This is a genomic window from Caldichromatium japonicum, from assembly GCF_011290485.1.
Classification (GTDB): domain Bacteria; phylum Pseudomonadota; class Gammaproteobacteria; order Chromatiales; family Chromatiaceae; genus Thermochromatium; species Thermochromatium japonicum.
The window spans coordinates 778,968-797,699 of the sequence record NZ_CP048029.1; the positions used below are offsets into that span (position 1 = coordinate 778,968).

Here is an 18,732-nt window from a genome sequence, read left to right on the forward strand (position 1 = left end):
AAGAGGGCTCATGGTAACGCCTTAGCTCGAGTCTCAGCTAGCGCGCTTTGGCCTCGGTCATAGCATCCCCAACCACCAGGCAGCGAGTGCCAAGGTGCCGAGGGTGACGGGGACGCCGACCCGGGCATGGGTCGCCCAATCGATGCTGATCCCATGCCGAGCGGCGGCCTGGACGACGATGATGTTGGCGATGCTGCTGACGATCACCAGATTGCCGGCGAGGGTGCTGGAGAGCGCCAATGCTGGGCCCCTTATGGACTCAGCGGCAAGAGGCAGGAGCAGCATCACCGCGGGCACATTGGAGACCAGGTTGCTGAGGACCGCGCTCGCAAGAAAGAGGGGCGCCGGGGCCTGAAGGTCGAACCCCAGCCCAGCAAACGCTGTGACGATCTGGGTAGGGATACCGGTCTGCTGAAGGGCATGGTTAACGATAAACAAACCAATAAACAGCACCAACAGTTGCCAATCGACCAGCCCCAGCATGTGCTGCGAATGTAGACGCCGGCTGGTGAGCAGGATGCCGGCGCCCGCCAGGGCCAGAAGGTCGCGCGGCCAGGAGGCCCAGAAAAAGGCCGCAAGCAGGATCCCCGCCACACCTAGCCCCTTAGCCGTCTGCCAGCGATCGAGCGCAACTGGCCGGTCGTCCGCCCGCTGCTGGGGCGATACAGTGGGCGCTGAGTGTCTCTCTGCCTGCCAACGACCATGCCCCAAGATCAGGACGGTGGCCCAGGTGATCGCCAAGCCAAGTCCTACAGGCGCTGCCGCCAAAGCCAGATACTCGGCAAAGTTAAGCCCCAGGCGCTCGCCGATCAGCATGTTTTGCGGGTTGCCGATCAGGGTTGCCGCCGAGCCGATGTTCGAGGCACAGGCCAACGCCAGCAAGAAAGGCACGGGATCGAACCGACGCGCACGGCAGGTCTCGGCCAAAACAGGGGCCATCGCCAGACACACAATGTCGTTGCTGAAGACCGCAGACAACAAGGCCGCTGCCAGGATCACTGCCCCCAGCAAGACCCTAGGCGGCAGTGCCAACCGATCGAGCCGCCAGACGACCCAATCATAAAAGCCGCTCAGGCGTAATTGCGCCGAGATCACCATAAAGGCGAACAACAGGGCCAGGGTCGGGGGATGAACCGCCTTCCATACCTCATCCATGGGGACAACCTCGGTGGCAACCAACACGATGGCCCCTAACAGGGCGACCCCCGTGCGATCGAGTTGCAGGAAGGGTAGGCCGCCGAGGAACAGCCCGAGATAGACGAGCAAAAAGACGATGAGGGTCAGGGTAAGCAAGGGCGTAAAGGGTGTCTTGGGTTCTGTTTGTAGCGAAATCGCTGGGTAGGTGAGAACCAACCCGTCCGGCGATCCTATCAGCTGTCGGACCGGTCAGCGCTATGCCCGCTTGCATACTGGTATTACCGCGCGGGTCTATCGGACTCGTGCCAGCATTATCGATAAGAAACACATGCTTTTGAAATTGAGTGAGCTGTCCTGATGTCGTGGGCATGGAAAGACGAGACATGAGATTGCTGTCGTTTGCGGCGCGCGAAGAGCGGCGGCGTGGCTGGAGGTATGAAGCGATAGGCGCGCAGAGGGGATTGTTGGGCGCAGGGGTGTTCGACATCTGCAAAGGCTATGGGCGCGAAGGGGCCCAAGGACAAGGGGGGTGGGCGCAAGGTGGGCGAGAAGCGGGCGCTCTTATGCGCCGGCGATCAAGACGCCCGAGATTCGCGTCACGCACCGTCGCGAAGGCCTGTCGGTGATCTCGACGCTGACCAACCGCGGAAAGGTGCGTCGGAAGGCGTTCGCGGGGGCGATGAACGCCGACATCCTGATCGACTTCATGAAGCGGCTCGTCAAGGACGCCAGGGGCAAGAAGATCTTCCTCATCCTCGACAACCTGCGCGTGCATCACACCAAGCCAGTCAAGGCCTGGCTGGCTGCATGCGCCAATCAAATCGAGGCGTCCTCCCTCCCCCCCTACAGTCCAGCACTGAACCCCAACGAGATGCTCAAGGCCACCATCACCGCGCAGGCGCCCTCCCGCGCCAAGAGCGATCTGAAGAAGGCGACCGTCAGCCACCTGCGCCGCCTTCTCAATTCCCCCCAACGCATCATGCGCTACTTCCAGCATCCCAAGCTCCATGATGCCGCGTAATACAAGTTCATTGGTTTCGGATTGATAATCCTAGAGTTGGATCCTTCAGGGAGTTGGATCCTTCAGGTCTTCCAGACAAGCAAGCGCCTCTGCAAATCTCAGATCGCGGATCGCTGAGTCCAGGCGCTGATAGCTCAGCGGTGGCAGGTGATGGCGCAGCACAGGCGAGAGGGCCTCGAAGATCCAGCGCGCCTGGGCCTTGTTTGCGCCAAGGGCCTGGCGCAGCGCGGCGATCTGACCGGGATCAGGTCGGGGCATGGGTCGGCGGGGACTCAGGGAATTCTCTGCCGACGCATCGGCTTGGGTCTGGACGCCTTGATCTTCAACCCAAGGACTGACAGCGGTGATAAATGCGTCCAGTTCCGCCTTAAGTGCCTGTAGGTCAGCTTCGATCTGCCCCAGCTTGCTGGTAGGCTGGGTCAGGGCAAACTCCAAGCGTTCGGCTAGGTTCATCAACGCGATTAGTCCGAGAGAACCAGACTCACCGCACAGGCGATGGAGATGCTGCCGAGCCTCGGCGCAGGCATTGCGCTGTATCAAGTGATGGATGCGCGCCGGGAGATCGTTATAGTCAGCGATGAACCGCGCAAGCAGACGTCTGAGGAAGCTGGGATCATCGCCCAAGCGAGCCATGACCAGCGTTGGGTCGAATCCGGACAGTTTGGGGAGTTTGTCGTACTCCTCGTCGCGTGTTTGGCCAATCGTGGCATGTTGCATCACCGTCCGCGCCTGAGCGACGGGCGGACGGGTGGCGATCCAATCCTGAAGACGTTGGATTAATTGCTCGAGGTCGAATGGCTTGGGCAAAAAGTCATTAAAGCCAGCGGCATGGATGGCGGCCTGTTCCTCGGCCATGACGCCAGCGGTCAGGGCGATGATCGGTAGATCGCGAAGACCCAGTTCCTCGCGGATCAAACGGGTAGCGGTGAGACCATCCATCACCGGCATGCGCACATCCATGAGCACGGCATCAAACCCCGAGCGCGCGGTCAGGATCTGGACGGCCTGTTGGCCATCGACGGCCAGGGCGACCTCAGCGCCCTCGCGTTTGAGGGCGCGTTCCACCACTTCGCGGTTGATGCCGCTGTCATCGACCACCAAGAAATGCCGGCCGATGAATCGCGGCCCGCTCGCCGGCAGAGGATTGGGGGCGGGCGCAGGGGGAGGCTCGAGGGCCTTGGCGCGCGTAAAGGGGATCTCAAACCAAAAGGTAGTGCCTTGGCCGAGTTGACTCTCGACGCCGATCACCCCGCCCATAAGCTCGACCAAGCGCTTGCTGATCGAAAGCCCCAGCCCCGTACCGCCAAACCGACTGCTGAGCGCATGGGCCTGGGTAAAGGGCTGAAAGAGCCGGGGGATGAACGCAGGCTCGATGCCGATACCGGAGTCTGTAACCTCGAATCTTAGCCGTACCCGTTGGTCATCGGCCTCGACGAGCCGGATCCACACCCAAATCCCGCCGTGTTCAGTGAACTTGATTGCATTGCTGATGAGATTGAGCAGGACCTGATCGAGCCGCAGGGCATCGCCGATCAGGGGTCCGACCGGTTCAGGCGGCAGATCGATGATAAACTCCAGACCCCGTGCCTGGGCATTAGAGAACATCAGGCTGTCGATCTTGGACAAGACCGTGCTGAGCTCAAAGGGGCGCGATTCTAGCCGCAGTTGACCGGCCTCGATCTTAGAGAAGTCCAGGATATCGTTGATCAGCGCCAGAAAGGACTCGCCGGCATCTTGGAGATGGGCGATCAGTTTGCGTTGGCTGTCGGTTAGGGGGGGCTCGCGCGCCAACAGCTGGGTCAGCCCCAGGACAGCATTGAGCGGGGTGCGGATCTCATGGCTCATATGCGCCAAAAACTCGCTCTTGGCGGTGCTGGCGGCACGCGCCTCGGCGGTCCGTTCAGCGACCTGGCGCTCAAGGTCGGCATTGAGCTCACGAAACTGCCGTTCGCTGTCGCGCAAGGCCTCTTCTAGCTGTTTGCGCTCGGTGATGTCCAAGGTGATCCCGCTCATGCGCTCGACCTGACCCTCAGGATTGCGATAGGCGCGCCCGCGCACGCTCAGCCAACGCCAGCCGCCAGGGGCCTTGACCCGATACTCAAGTCGGATGCCATCCTGCCCCGTCTTCAACCTCTGCACCTCTTGATCGAAACCCAGCCGATCCCCGGGATGCAGGCACTCTAAAAACTCTACATAGTTGGGTTCGGTGCCCGCTGGCAGGCCAAACTGTTCTTGAAAATGACCCCAGCCGCGAATGCGATCGGTCGTCAGATCCCAGGTCCACAGACCCAGTTGGGCGTTCTCAATCGCCAGCCACAGGCTCTCCTCGGTCCGACGCTGCTCGGTGATGTCTGAGACCAGGGCCATAAAACCGGTGCATTCGCCCTGGGCGTTGCGCAAGGCGGTGGCCGAGATGATCAGATAACCGAGCTCACCAGTTGGAGTCTGGAAACGGCGTTCGATGATCTCGGGTGGACCGCCCTGTCTGAGCTGGTCGAGGAAGGTGGCCAACTCGGGCCAATCCTCCTCGAGAACGGCCTCACGCAAGGGACGACCGATCAGGGCCTCAGGGGGATGGCCGAGGATCTCGGCATAGCGGGCATTGACCCGGACAAAACGCCCCCAGGCATCGAGCTCAACGACCCCTGCCAGACCCTGTTCGATGATTGCCCCCAGGCGCTGTTCGCTGTCGAGGCGCGCGGCTGCCTCGCGCGCCTCGATGAGCTCGGCCTCTTGGGCAAGCCGATCGCTGATGTCCTCGATCAGACAGAGCAGACAGGGCGGCTCAGAGGGCTGGGGCTCAAGCCGGGTGGCGATCAAGCTCACCCAGACCCTTGAGCCATCGGTGCGCAGACAGCGTTTATCGAGCCTAAAATCTGCGATCTCACCTGACAGGAAGCGCTCGACCTGCATGCGATTGAACTCGAGGTCCTCCGGGTCAGTGAGCTCCATCCAGGTCCGCCCGATCAGTGCCTGGGGCGTTGTGCCCAGGATCCTTGCCAGGGCGGCATTGGCCTCGCGGATCCGCCCGCCCTCGGTCTCGATCAAGGCCACACCCACAGGGAGCTGGCTCATGAGTGTCTGGAGACGCATCTCGGTGGCGCGCTGGGAGGTCAGGGCGGCCAGGCTGCGTCTCTGTTGTTCGCGATACCAAAACAATATGCCGATGATCGAGACCAGGGCCAAAACGGTCGCAGTCACCAGAGTTATCGCCCAAAAGAGCGTATTCACCAATCTGAGTGCCTCATGTGCATCGACCTTGGCGATCAACAGCCATGGGGTCCCGGCAATCGGCGCGGCATAGGCCAGGAGCGGCAAGCCGTGTTGGCTAAAGGTGCCCTCGAGCAGACCTACTTTTCCGGCAAGCACCTGGACACAGAGCAAGGGTGGGCGGTCCTCAGCAGATATCAGGGGGTGCTCAGGGTCACGCAGGGGGGTGAGATGTTCGCAACGCCCATTGGCTCGACGGATCAGGAGGGACTCAGCGGTCGTCTGGGGGAGCGGCCAGGATTGCACCACCCTGAGCAGTTGATCATCGCGCGCCAAGGCCACCTGCAAGGTCCCGAGCACGGGCCCATCGCGAAAGCGGATCGGGGCCAGATAGCCGTATTCCCAGACCCCATCCGCTCCCTGGCGCAGATCGATCAACTGGGTCTCGCCGCTCGTCTGCACCGCAGCGATCTGTTCAGGGGAGGGTTCGAGCCCGAAGGTGCCGACCCGAAATACCTCAAGGCCTTGGGCATCAAAGGCCCGCGCCCCCCGCCAAGATCTAATCATGGCCATCTCTTGGGTGCGACCCTGTATCTGGGCGATGAGCTCGCCATCCTGGCGACCGCCTTCAAGCCAGCGCTCGAATCGCTCCGGGAGCTGGGCATGTCCAGAGGTAAAGGAGGCAATCTCTAGACGGGTGCTCTCGAGCAGATGTTCAAGCCCTTGGCGCTTTTGCTCGGCGATCAGTTGCAGGGACTGTGCGGCGCTGGTGCGGATGAGACCGTAAAAACGCTCAAAGGTATAGCCGCCAATTGCCAAAAGCACGAGCATGACCCCAGCCGTAAAGACGACAATGCCTAGGCTTGGGTGCGTGCTGGAGGCATGCTGGAATGGGCTGTTCATAGCTCGCTGGTCTTGGTGTGCTGCGGGCGAAATTTGAAAAGGCCCTGCAGATGCCGGCGCGCCCCGTCGAAGTCGAGTATAGCGATGGCCTGGGCGATGGGGGTATACGCAGCCTCCCAGGAGGTCCCAGACAGCCTCGAGAGGAGCTGGCGGTTTAGATGGCGTGCCCGGCTATTGTGCGCGGCCAGCAGTCGATCCAGCTCATCGAGCTGATCGGCAAAGGCCGACCAGTCGAGGGGTGTTGTCGGCTGCTGGGGGGAGGGGCGCTGGATATCCCCCAAGGACAGGGCCTCTGAGGCAGGATCCGGCCCGGGTGCAAACGACCCTGGATCAGTGGCTTGGCTGGCCAGGGCCGGCGACACCTTGGGTACGGCTGTGAGGGACCTCTCTTCATCCTCCCGCGCTGAGGCGGGCTCGACGCCTTTAAAGACCATCCGAAACCAAAAGGTACTCCCTTGGCCGGGCAGGCTCTCGACCCCGATCTCCCCACCCATGAGTTCGACCAGGCGTCTGCAGATGCTTAAGCCCAACCCAGAGCCGCCGTATTGACGGGTGATCGAGGCATCAGCCTGTTGAAAGGCCTCAAAGAGATGCGCAACCTGATCGGGGTCTAGACCGATCCCGGTATCGCGCACGCGAAACTCCAGCCGAGCTGCTGTTGCTGTCTGTTCGAGACAGTCTACCTCCACCCAGACCCCGCCTTGATGGGTAAACTTGATCGCATTGCCCACCAGATTGTTGAGGACCTGCAAGAGACGCAAAGGATCACCTGTAAGCCATTTGGGTAGCGCAGGATCGATGTATATCTCGAAGATCAATCCCTTGCGCTCCGCCTGGATCTCGAACAGGGAACGGGTGCGCTCGAGCAGGGTATGGATACACAAGGGGACCGATTCGAGCACCATCCGCCCGGCCTCGAGCTTGGAATAGTCGAGGATGTCGTTTAACAGGTCGAGCAATGAGTGGCTGGCGGTCTGGATCCGTTCCAGATAATTGCGTTGCTGGGGCGCGAGGGGCGATTCGAGCACCAGGCCGATCAGACCGGTGATCGCCTGCATCGGGGTGCGGATCTCATGGCTCATGTTGGCGAGGAACGCATCCCTGGCACGATTGGCCGACTCAGCGGCGGCGCGCGCCCGCTCCAACGCCTGTTCATAGCGTTGGCGTTCGGTGACATCTCGGCCATTGAGAACCAGGCCGCCGATATCCGGGCTGTGGCTGAGATTGGTGATCAGCATCTCGATATGGCGCCAAGTACCATCCGTACGCCGCTGCATCCGCCAGACCGCCAGCAGGGGGATCTCCTGGGTCGAGAGGGCCTTCGCTAGCAGTTGGGCGGCGCGCTGGCGATCGTCCGGATGGATCAGCTCAAAGAGCGAGATGGTGTCTACCGCTGGCGACTGCCAACCGAGAATCCGCTCGCATGATTGGCTGATGAATTGCGGACGCAGCTCGGCATCGACGAGCAAGACCAGGTCGGATGCGTAACGGGCGAGGGCAGCGAAACGCCGCTCGCGTTGTTCGATGGTCTGCTGGGTGCGCAGGCGGGCCGCCTCACCGATGGCGATCGCCTGGCGGATCATGCTGAGGACGGTGAGCAATGAACCGCTGAGGATAAGGATGACCAGCGTCTGATGCAGCTCGGCAGCGCTGCGATGCACCGGTGACCAGCCGAAAGCGGTGGCGACCACCAGGGCATAGACGGCAGCGATGGCGAGATAGGGTAGGACGGTGAGGGTCCAGGACCAAGGGCGGGCGGATGGGTGCAAGACAGCGCGCTCTTGCGAGCGGGTCTCGAGATAGGCCGCGGTCATCATCATTAGGGTGCCCAGGTGATACAAGGCATCGCTAAATCCCCCGACGGCATAGCTGTCTTGCGCCTCCTGCCAGGCGAAGGTCAGGTCGGCGCTGAGAAAGACCGCCAGACCCGACAGGAGCCAGCGCCGCGGCCAAGGGCTATGGACAGGACGACAGGACGGGGATGCAAAAACCAAGCGCCGAGCGCGATCAACAGCAGGGTGTCGCCGACCGGATAGGCCAGGCTGAGAACTATTTTGCAGCTCCAGACCTGGTGGCTATGGGTGATCGCGCTCAGAAGAAAATACCAGACCAGGATCAGGGTACCGAGGGCGATGATCCCGAGGCCGACGGCAAACAACCAACGTTCACCCCTGCTCTCGAAGGGGGGGGTCAACCGCAGGATACCGGCAAACATCAGCGGTATATTGGCCAGATAAAACAGATCGGCTAGGGAGGGAAAAGGGTCCAGTCCGCGGAGGTCATAACTGAGCCAGATGAGCTCTCCGACCAGATAGCACAGAATGCCGAAGGTGATCAGCCGCCAGCCGCTGCGGCTGGCAGCATCGAGATGCCGTGTCTGCGATACCTTTAGGCTCAGGATGGCCAGCGATAGGATCGTAAAGACAAAGAGCAGATTGGCGATCAGCACCCGCTGGGGATGGGTCGGGACCAACCATAGCCAGGTCAGAGTGACGCAGACCAAGATCAGGTTGGCGGCAACCAGGCCCAGGCCCCAGGAGAGCTCGATCCTGCCAGAGAACCAGTGGCTGGACTCCCCGGTGGCTGAAAGGGCGATTTCTGACATAAGATGCTGCTCTGGGTGCTGTGCTCTCATGCTCTCATCGCTTGATGCCTCCCTGCCGAGTCTTGGACAATGACCTATTCTAGACGCATCAGCCTTGATGCGCGTCAGCCGCCGGACTTGTTGCCCCAAAAACAGCATACGCCAGATGGAAATACAGCACTTACCTGTCCCTGCCGAAGCCGCGCCCGCCCCATCCAAGCCGTTCGATGGCTATGTCGTCTGCATCGGTGCCTCGGCCGGCGGGCTCGATGCGCTCGAAAAGTTTTTCAAGGCCTGTCCCATCGATCTGGGTGTGGCCTTCGTGGTGGTCCAGCACCTGTCGCCTGACCACAAGAGCATGATGAGCAACCTGCTGGCACGTCATACCGCTATGCCGGTGACCATGGTCGAGGATGACATGCCGATGGAGGCCGATCATGTTTATCTGATCCCCCCCGGTGCCATCATGCATGTCACAAAGGGGCATCTCCATCTGACGCCCAAGAACCCGCGCGGCTTGACCTTGCCGATCGATATCTTTTTCTCCTCGCTTGCGGATATCTATGGACGCAAGGCGGTGGGGATCATCCTTTCGGGCACGGGCACCGACGGCACGCGCGGTGCGGTGGCGATCAATGCCGCTGGCGGGTTTTTGATGGCCCAAGAGCCAGAATCGGCCAAGTTCGACGGCATGCCACGCAGCGTCATCGCCACCGGCCTCGTCGATGCCATTCTGCCCGCCGAGGAGCTGCCAGCGCGCCTGGTCGCCCATATCCGCAATCTGCCTTATCAGGCGCCGGAGAGCGAGCCGCCGCGCTTCGTCCCGCGCGCCAATATGACCAACGAGGAGGTGCTGGCGGCGCTGTTGCATCTCCTGCATCAGGTCGGGGGGATCGATTTCTCGGACTACAAGCCGACCACCGTCATGCGCCGGATCGAACGGCGCATGCAGGTGCGCCACACCCCTGAGCTCTATCAGTATTACGACCTGCTCGAACACGACCGCAATGAGATCATCACTTTGCGGCGCGAGATGCTGATCTCGGTCACGAGCTTTTTTCGCGATACCGAAACCTTCAATGTCCTGGCCGAGACGGTGATCAATCCGATGGTCGCCGAGCGTCCGCAAAACGAGCAGATCCGGGTCTGGATCGCAGGGGTGGCTACGGGTGAAGAGGCCTACAGCATCGGCATGCTGTTCATCGAGGCCTTCGAGCGCGAGCGCCGCTGGCCGAATCTCAAGATCTTCGCCACCGACGTCGATCAGCAGTGCATCGAGACCGCCAGCATCGGCCAGTATCCGGAATCGGCGGCGGCTGAGCTTTCCCCAGAACGCCTGGAGCGATTCTTTATCAAACAAGGCGACCGCTTTGTGGTGAAAAACGAGCTGCGTCAGTGCATCATCTTTGCGCGGCACAACCTGCTAGCGGATCCCCCCTTCACCAAGATGGACCTAGTGGTTTGCCGCAACACCCTGATCTATTTCAAATCCACGGCCCAGGAGCATGCCCTGCGTTCCTTGCAATACGCCCTGCGCGAGGGAGGGGTGTTGCTTTTGGGCTCTAGCGAGTCGCTCTCGGCCTCGACCGAGGGGCTGCAGACCATCAGCGCCAAGCACAAGATCTTTCGGCGCGTCGGTCCCATGTCCTTGCCTCTGCTCGATCGCAAGAGTGCGGCCCTGCTCACGCCGCCGACCCTCGGCAAGCCGCCGCTGCTCAATAAACTGCGCCGTGGCTCGCGCGAATCCTCGATTGCCGAGCAGGGTGCCTCCAAGCTCATGGCCCTGTATGCACCACCGGCGATTGTGGTCAACCCGCAGCATGAGGCCATTTATCTGTTTGGCGATGTCAATCCCTATCTCCAGGCCCGCGAGGGGACAGCAAGCCTCGAGATCAGCCGGCTGTTACCCGAGAAGCTCACGCCGGTGGCCGCGGCCCTGCTGTATAAATCGGCGCGCGACCGCTGTTCGATCGTGTCCGATGTCCTGGATGTCACGCTCAAGACCGGCGAGCGACGCACCATCCGCCTGTGGGCCCATCCGCTCAATGCCGACGAGGAAGAACGCCTGACGCTGTTGTGCTTTGAACATCTGCCGAGCCAGCCGAGCCAGGGTGCGCTCGAATCTTTAGATGTCGATGCCGAGACCATGGCGCGGATCGCTGTCCTGGAGCGCGAGCTGGCCGCCACCCGCGAGAGCCTCCAGGCGACCATCGAGGAGCTGGAGACCTCCAACGAGGAGCTTCAGGCCACCAACGAGGAACTGATGGCCTCGAACGAAGAGCTGCAAAGCTCCAACGAGGAGCTGCAATCGGTCAACGAGGAGATGAGTACGGTCAACGCCGAGTTCCAGGAGAAGATGATGGTGCTCAACCGCCTCAATGCCGACCTCGACAGCATGGCGCGGGCTGTGGGGGTGGCGACCATCTTCTTGGATGCCGATCTACACATCACCCGTTTCAGCCCGGATGCGACCCAGATCTTCAAGCTGCGCGATTCGGACACGGGGCGGCATCTGGGCGACATCTCGCATGTCTTGAACTATCCGGAACTGCTCGACGACCTGCGCCGCACCCTCATGACCCAGCGCACGGTCGAGACCGAGGTGACAACAGTCGATGAAAAGCGGGTCTATCTGGCGCGCATCCTGCCTTATTCCATCCCCTCGACCACCCTCAATGGGGTGGTGGCGACCTTTGTCGAGGTTACCGCCTTTCATGATGTGCGCCGCCTACAATCTATACTCGATGCCCTACCCGAACATATCGCCGTGCTCGACCACATGGGGGTAGTGAGCATGGTCAACGCCGCTTGGCGGCGTTTCGCCCGCGCCAATGGCGACAAGGACCCCCGCCGCTGTACCCCCGGGATGAATTATCTGGAGGTCTATCAGTCTAGATCGCTTCAGGAGGATCCTTATGCCAAGGATGCCTATCAAGGGGTTTTGGGCGTGCTTGAGGGGACCCTGCCGATCTTTTCGATGGAATATCCCTATCGCACCGCCGATGCCGAGTATTGGTTCGTTATGAATGTGGTGCCGGTGATGACCCAGGACATCGGCGCCGTGGTGAGTCACATCAATATCAGCAGCTGGTATCGGGGCACATCATGAACCGTCGGGCAATGAACCTTACCGAGCTGCGCGTTCGTGCTGAGCGCGCCATCGCCGAGGGTCAGTCTATTCTGTCTGCGGATCTAGATGAGCCCAGATCGCTCGAGCTTGCCCATCTCATCGAGGAATTGCGGATCTATCAGGCCGAGCTCGAACTCCAGAACGAGGAGCTCAATCAGGCCCAGGATCAGCTCGCCCAGGCCAAGGAACGCTATCGGCGGCTATTCAATGATCTGCCAGTGCCGGCGTTGGTGATCGATGGCACGGGGTTCGTCGTAGAGGCCAACAATCAAGCGTGCCTGGCCTTGGGTTTGAGCACCCAGGTCTCCTTGCGTCACGGGGCTTTCGCGCGTTTTTTCATGCCGGCGGATGCCGACCGTGTGTCTATGCGCCTGCGCACCCTGGATGAATCCATCTTGCCGTCTCACCTGGAATCAATGCATCTCAAGGCCGACGGCGGTGTCGCCTGCTATGACGTGCACCTCATGCCGCTGCTGAGCCAGGACGACGGTGACGGCGACATCCTGGTCGTATTCATCGACCGCAGCGCCGAGGAGGGGCTTAAGACACTCTCAGCCGAGTTGGAACAAGCCAAGCTGCTCGCCGAGCAGGCAAATTCAGCCAAGAGCGCCTTTCTCGCCAATATCGGCCATGAACTGCGTACCCCGTTGAATGCGCTCATGGGCCTATCGCGCCTGTTGCTCGAAAGTCGGGAACCTTTGAGCTCCCGGCAGGAGGACTATCTGGCCAAGATCAATGCCGCCGCCGAGGCGCTTGCCAACATGATCAACGAGATCCTGGATGAAGCGCGGCTTGCGGAGGGCAAACCCAAACTCGAAGCGATCGCCCTTAGCATCGAGGACCTCTTGACTAATACGCGACGACTGTTCTCCCCCATTGCTGATGACAAGGGGTTAAGGTTCGAGTGCTTAGTCGATCCGCGTATCCCGGACCTATTGGTCGGTGATCCCTTGCGCATCCAGCAGGTGCTCAATCATCTGGTTGATAATGCCTTAAAGTTCACCGAACGGGGCGGAGTACGGGTCTGGATCGAGCGATGGAACGCGATGACGGCCAATCCTGCCCCTGAGATGGGTACTCGTAGGCTGTTACCTGCGCTGGGAGATGGCAGCACGATGCTATCGACGTCAACTGAGCAACCAGGCATCCGCTCTGTCTGCTGGCTCCGTTTTACGGTGAGCGATACGGGCAGGGGGCTGAGCCCTGAACAGCAGGCACAGCTCTGGGCCAGTCGTCCACAAGCCGACCCACTCGCCAATCCGATCCCTACTGAGGCGGGACTGGGTTTGGCTATCAGCCGGCATGTGGTCGAGCTCATGGGCGGTCAGATGGGGGTTGAGAGTCAGGTAGGTCAGGGGAGTGTCTTTTGGTTCGAGATCCCGCTCGGGCTCCCGGGGACTGCTTCCTATCCAGTCGCTGAGGTCAGTCAGGCAGTTCTAGCGGATGAGTCCGATGTCCGCGGCACTTCGGTCCAGCCGCTTGATCCGGATGCGATCCAGATACGCCTTAAGACCCTGGCCTGTCTGCTCGATCAGCACCTCAGCCGGGCAAGGGTCGTCAGCGCCGAGATCGAGCAATCCGTACATGGCACCTCTTTGCAAGACAACTATGCCCCCATTGCCCGCATGATCCAGCGGCTCGATTTCGAGACTGCGCTCCAGGCGTTGCAGCATTTGGCAAAAGACCGGGGCTGGACCTTGTCATGATTGAAGAACAAGCGCGTATCCTGGTCGTCGATGACACCCTGACCAATGTCGAGATCCTGCTCGGGATGCTCGAGGATAGCTATGACACCAGTTTTGCCCTGTCGGGGCGGCAGGCATTGGAGCTGATCAAGCGGTTCGGCAATCCCGATCTGATTCTCCTCGATGTCATGATGCCTGAGCTAGATGGCTATGCGGTCTGCGCCGTCTTGAAGTCCGATCCAGCAACGCGCGAGATCCCGGTGATCTTCGTCACTGCACGCACCGATGTCGAAAGCGAGATGCGAGCGTTGGCCGCCGGCGGGGTCGATTTTGTCCATAAACCGGTCAACAGGGCGATCCTGTGCGCGCGCATTGCCTTACACCTCGAGCTCAAGCGCCGTGAGCAGGCACTACGCGCTGCCAACGAGGAGCTCGCGCGCCATCGCGATCATCTCGAAGACCTGATCTCGGCGCGGGTGCGCGAGCTTGCCCAGGCGCGCGATGAAGCCGAAAGCGCCAACCGCGCCAAGAGCGTGTTTCTAACCACCATCGGGCATGAGTTCTTGACACCACTGCACCAGATCCTCGGTCTGGCCTATCTTGCCAAACAGGGGGCGCAGGACGAACACGCCCGAGCGCAGATCGATGCCCTGGAACGCGCTGCCCAGCGTTTGCATCAGCTGATCAATAATCTACTCACCCTAAGCCGGGCCGAGTCCGAGCGTCTGGAGATCAAAGAGACCGATTTTGAGGTCGCTGCCCTATGCAGCCGGGTCATGGAACGCTTTGCAGCAAGAGCTGCCGCCAAGGGCCTGGCGCTCGAACAGATGCTGGCCTTTGAGCCTCCCCTGTGGGTGCGCGGCGATGACTTGCATCTCGAACAGGTCCTGGATGCCTTGCTCAGCAATGCCGTCAAGTTTTCGGAAAAGGGGCGGATCCAACTCAAGGTCGGCCTTTGGGAGCGACGCCCGCATGCAGTGCGCATCCGTTTCGTCGTGGTGGATCAGGGGACCGGCCTTGTTCCTGAGATCCAGGGCCGTCTGTTTGAGCCCTTTCAGCAAGGCGATGGTTCGCTCAACCGTAGGTATGAAGGGGTCGGGTTGGGTTTGGCCCTGGCCAGGCGTCTCATCAAGCTCATGGGCGGCGAGATGGGGGTGGAGAGCGAGCTTGGGCAAGGCAGTACCTTTTGGTTCGAGCTGCGTCTGCCCCTCGGTACTGCGCCAACGTCCGAGACTACGGCCGTACCCCAGGCCTCCCCCGTTTTGGAAGGCGAGGCGCTGCGCCAAGCGGTCGAAGACCTGGCGCATCTCCTCGAGCAAAACGATGTCACCGCCCATACCCTCTATTTCGATGCACCGAGTCTCTATGAGCCAGCGCTCAAGGGGCGGGAAGAGGTCTTTCGTGCGGCGTTGACGAACTATGACTTCGAGACCGCCTTGGCTGTATTGCGCGCCCAGGGCGATGCATCCTAAATGGCCACGCCTGATATTGCCTACAAACCGCTCTGCGCAGGGTCCCGCCGGGCCCGCTCCCAGTCGATCCCAGCCTGGAGAGGGAGGGTAGGCCCCCCGTACCCCCTAAGCCTCCCAATCACCGTTTACGCCTTAATGCCTGTCTCAGATTGGCCATGGGAAGCTCAGAGACCCCCCACCAGAGGTCGGCGCGTTCCTGGAAGGACATCATGGATTCATAGAGCTGCTTGAAGGCCGGGTTTCTCGCCGATTCTTCGGCATAGAAGGCGTGTGCGGCCTCATAGGCCTTGAGCAGCACATCATCGGGAAAGCGCCGAAATTCTGCTCCCTCGGCGATTAAACGCTGGAGCGCGGACGGGTTTTTGGCGTCATAGAGCGCAAGCATGCTGAGATGCGCATCGCGTGCCGCGACCTCGAAGGCGGCCTGATAGCTCGGCGGCAGCTCTGCCCAGCGGTCTTTGTTGACATAAAAGACGAGATGCGTGCCCGTCTCCCACCAGCCTGGATAGTAGTAATACTTGGCGACCTTGTGAAAGCCGAGCTTTTCATCGTCATAGGGCACAGTCCATTCGGCGGCATCGATGGTCCCGCGCTCCAAGGCCGGATAGATCTCACCGCCAGGCAATGATTGGGGGACCGCCCCCAAGCGCGAGAAGATCTCGGCGCCGAACCCTGGGATGCGGATCTTGAGGCCCTTTAAGTCTTCAAGCGAATGGATCTCGCGCCGATACCAGCCGCCCATCTGGGCGCCGGTGCTGCCGCCAGGGAAGTTGATGATGTTGTATTCGGCAAAGAGCTCGCGCAGCAGGCGCATCCCCTCATCGGCCAGCACCCAGGCGGTCAATTGCCGAGTATTGAGGCCAAAGGGCAGGGTGGTCTCAAGCGCCAGCGCCTTGTTCTTGCCATAGTAATAATAAGACGCCGTGTGACCGCATTCGACCGTCCCTTGCTGTACGGCATCCAATACCCCGAAGGCCGGGACCAGCTCGCCGCCGGCAAAGACCCGGATCTCGAAGCGCCCGTCGGTGAGCTCCGCGACCCGTTTGGCAAGCGTTTCGCCACCGCCATAGATGGTATCCAGACTCTTGGGGAAACTCGAGGCCAGGCGCCATTTGATCACCGGCCCTTCGGCGCGTGCCGGCAATGCGGCGCCGGCAGCAAGCGCGCCTATGCCTGCGGTTTTTAAAAAATCACGTCGCTGCATCGGTCCTCCTCGTCGATTGGGTTCAGTCGCAACCAGGGTGAAACGGTCTACAGTGGACCTCGAAAAAAATCTGGCTGGGCGTTGCGCGCCAGTAGGTCTGGACTGCGTACCCTACTGTTTTGCGCCGGAGGGAACCATATCTTCGCCCTCATCACCCATCGACCTTTCCTTATAATCAGCAGGGATCTCAAACAGGGCTTTGGACATGGATTCTTTGCGAATGGCGCGGACCTCGGTCTGGGTCTCCATCTCGGTGCCCATCATCTGGACCTTGGAGATGGTCAGGATCGGATAGCCCTTGATCTTCTGCATCTCGGCGCGTTGGGCGCGTGCAGCCTCGGAATCCCCGAGCAGCCCCTCGGGTCCGGAGAGTCGCATCAGGTCGTTGTAACGATCCAGGTCGAGCTGGATCTCCTCTGTCGCCCAGACCTCTTGTTCGATATCCATTAGACCTGTCTTGGAGACCCGATATTTGCGGCAATGAAAGCCATTGATCTGACGGGTTTCATCGGTCGGTTCGACCGTAATGCGCGTCTGTTCGAGCAGGGCGCGCATCTGTTCCACCCCAGGTTGGGAGATGCCGGCAAGTATCGCCCTGGCGTTGAGCCGGTAATACTCCTTGGTCGCATGGTTCAAAAAGGTCAGGTCGCCGCTGGATGGGTCGATGATCATGTCGGTCCCTTGGGGATCGGTGCTCGCGATCTTCATCTTGCCATAGGCAACCAGGGTCTGACTGGCCTCCTCGCTTGGCGCCTCGCCAGTAAGACCCGACTGGCGATTGAGGGTCTCGATCAGGATGCCCTCCTCATCGGCGAAGGTCCAGGGTGAGGAGAGGATGGCCAACAGTGCGAGCAAATGGATGAAGGGGAACGAGTAAAGGCGGGATTGCATAGATATTTCTCGTTATCTGCGTTGATTGATGCGGGTATTCCGTCTGCGATAGATGGATACGCATCGCGTATCCGACATCTCCAGGATCATGGTAGCGGATACCATGACCAAGATGTCTCTACAAAAAGGTCACTCCCACCTGAAATAGGCGTTCGACCTCATGGATACGGCGCTTGTCCTGGAGAAACAGGATGACATGGTCTTCGGATTCGATGACGGTATCATTGTGGGCGATCAAGACCTCATTGCCGCGCACCAGGGCGCCGACGATCGCCCCTTTGGGTAGTTTGAGGTCGGCGATGCGCCGTCCGACGACCTTGCTCGAGCTGGGGTCGCCGTGGGCGATGGCCTCGATGGCCTCGGCGGCGCCGCGGCGCAATGAATGCACCATGACCACATCGCCGCGCCGGACATGTTTCAATAGGCTACCGATGGTGACCTGCTGCGGCGAGATGGCGACGTCGATTGTCCCCGATTGGACCAGGTCCACATAGGCAGGGCGATTGATGAGCGCCATCACCTTGTGCGCCCCTAGGCGTTTGGCCAGCATCGCCGAGATGATGTTGTCCTCATCGTCGTTGGTCACTGCGCAAAAGACATCGGTATTTTCGATATTTTCCTCAAGCAGTAGATCCTTATCGGCAGCGTCGCCGTGCAAGACGATGGTGTGCTCGAACTCCTCGGCGATCTGTTTGCAGCGCCTGAGATCCTGCTCGATGACCTTGACCCGGAAATTGGACTCTAACGCCTTGGCCAGCCGGGCGCCGATGTTACCGCCACCAGCGATGATGATCCGCCGGTATGAGGAATCGAGCCGGCGCAGCTCGCTCATCACCGCACGAATGTGGTCAGGTGCGGCTAGGAAGAAGACCTCGTCCCCGACCTCGATCCGCGTCTCACCTTCGGGCTGGATGGCGTGGTCATGGCGATAGATGGCCGCTACCCGCGCCTTGACCCCCGGCATGTGCTCGTGCAGAGTGCGTAGCTTCTGACCGACCAAGGGTCCACCTTCCAGTGCTCGAACCGCGACCAGGCGAATGCGTCCGCCGGCGAAATCCAGGACCTGGAGTGTGCCCGGATTTTCGATGAGGCGCAGGATGTAGTCGGTGACCAGGCCCTCGGGGCTGATCGCCACATCGATCGGCAAGGCCTCGTTGCTGAACAGCTTGGGCTGATCGAGAAAGCTTTGGGCGCGGACGCGGGCGATCTTGGTTGGGGTATGAAACAGGGTATGGGCCACCTGGCAGGCAACCATATTGGTCTCGTCGCTATTGGTGACCGCGATGATCATATCCGCATCCTCGGCGCCGGCCCGCAGCAGGATGTCGGGATGGGCCCCATGTCCTTGCACCGTGCGCAGATCGAATCGATCCTGGAGATCGCGCAACAGGTCGGCATCTTGATCCACGACGGTGATGTCGTTGGCCTCGCTAACCAGATTGGCCGCCACCGATGAACCGACCTGTCCAGCTCCCAGGATGATGATCTTCATGCA

The 18,732-nt window shown here is 60.7% G+C and carries 11 protein-coding genes; 4 read left to right on the forward strand and 7 right to left on the reverse strand.

Annotated features, from left to right (window positions below):
- Window positions 1–57 precede the first annotated feature (57 nt).
- Window positions 58–1,353, reverse strand: coding sequence for an ArsB/NhaD family transporter (locus GWK36_RS03880; protein ID WP_246237660.1), 1,296 nt, complete (start codon window positions 1,351–1,353; stop codon window positions 58–60).
- A gap of 313 nt (window positions 1,354–1,666) precedes the next feature.
- Here GWK36_RS03880 and GWK36_RS03885 point away from each other — a divergent pair, with 313 nt between their 5' ends.
- Complete coding sequence (locus tag GWK36_RS03885; protein ID WP_425482776.1) at window positions 1,667–2,158, forward strand: transposase; 492 nt, start codon at window positions 1,667–1,669, stop codon at window positions 2,156–2,158.
- Window positions 2,159–2,203: 45 nt separating this feature from the next.
- On the opposite strand, the gene GWK36_RS03890 is transcribed toward GWK36_RS03885, so the two are convergent.
- From GWK36_RS03890 to GWK36_RS03900, 3 genes are read right to left on the reverse strand one after another with little or no spacing between them, the layout of a single operon-like run.
- Window positions 2,204–6,271: a PAS domain S-box protein gene (locus GWK36_RS03890; protein ID WP_166270040.1), complete on the reverse strand. Its 4,068-nt coding sequence runs from the start codon at window positions 6,269–6,271 to the stop codon at window positions 2,204–2,206.
- Window positions 6,268–8,265, reverse strand: a complete 1,998-nt coding sequence (locus tag GWK36_RS03895; protein ID WP_166270041.1) for a hybrid sensor histidine kinase/response regulator — start codon at window positions 8,263–8,265, stop codon at window positions 6,268–6,270. The genes GWK36_RS03890 and GWK36_RS03895 overlap by 4 nt, the downstream gene beginning before the upstream one ends.
- Entirely contained in the window at window positions 8,169–8,876 is a 708-nt protein-coding gene (locus tag GWK36_RS03900; RefSeq protein WP_166270042.1) for a hypothetical protein, read from the reverse strand. The genes GWK36_RS03895 and GWK36_RS03900 overlap by 97 nt, the downstream gene beginning before the upstream one ends.
- Before the next feature lie 145 nt (window positions 8,877–9,021).
- On the opposite strand from GWK36_RS03900, the gene GWK36_RS03905 reads away from it, so the two are divergent.
- The 3 genes from GWK36_RS03905 to GWK36_RS03915 are packed head-to-tail and all read left to right on the forward strand — an operon-like array spanning window position 9,022 to window position 15,142.
- On the forward strand, window positions 9,022–11,964 hold the full coding sequence (locus GWK36_RS03905; protein WP_166270043.1) for a chemotaxis protein CheB: 2,943 nt from the start codon (window positions 9,022–9,024) through the stop codon (window positions 11,962–11,964).
- An 11-nt stretch (window positions 11,965–11,975) separates the two neighbouring features.
- On the forward strand, window positions 11,976–13,691 hold the full coding sequence (locus tag GWK36_RS03910; RefSeq protein WP_210756848.1) for an ATP-binding protein: 1,716 nt from the start codon (window positions 11,976–11,978) through the stop codon (window positions 13,689–13,691).
- Complete coding sequence (locus GWK36_RS03915) at window positions 13,688–15,142, forward strand: hybrid sensor histidine kinase/response regulator (RefSeq protein ID WP_166270045.1); 1,455 nt, start codon at window positions 13,688–13,690, stop codon at window positions 15,140–15,142. The genes GWK36_RS03910 and GWK36_RS03915 overlap by 4 nt, the downstream gene beginning before the upstream one ends.
- A 118-nt stretch (window positions 15,143–15,260) precedes the next feature.
- On the opposite strand, the gene GWK36_RS03920 is transcribed toward GWK36_RS03915, so the two are convergent.
- The 3 genes from GWK36_RS03920 to trkA all read right to left on the reverse strand — a co-directional run bounded on the left by GWK36_RS03920 (window position 15,261) and on the right by trkA (window position 18,729).
- Window positions 15,261–16,346, reverse strand: coding sequence for a TRAP transporter substrate-binding protein (locus GWK36_RS03920; protein ID WP_166270046.1), 1,086 nt, complete (start codon window positions 16,344–16,346; stop codon window positions 15,261–15,263).
- Window positions 16,347–16,457: 111 nt separating this feature from the next.
- Window positions 16,458–17,237: a DUF4412 domain-containing protein gene (locus tag GWK36_RS03925; protein WP_166270047.1), complete on the reverse strand. Its 780-nt coding sequence runs from the start codon at window positions 17,235–17,237 to the stop codon at window positions 16,458–16,460.
- A gap of 118 nt (window positions 17,238–17,355) precedes the next feature.
- Window positions 17,356–18,729: a Trk system potassium transporter TrkA gene (trkA, locus tag GWK36_RS03930; RefSeq protein WP_166270048.1), complete on the reverse strand. Its 1,374-nt coding sequence runs from the start codon at window positions 18,727–18,729 to the stop codon at window positions 17,356–17,358.
- Between the last annotated feature and the right edge of the window lie 3 nt (window positions 18,730–18,732).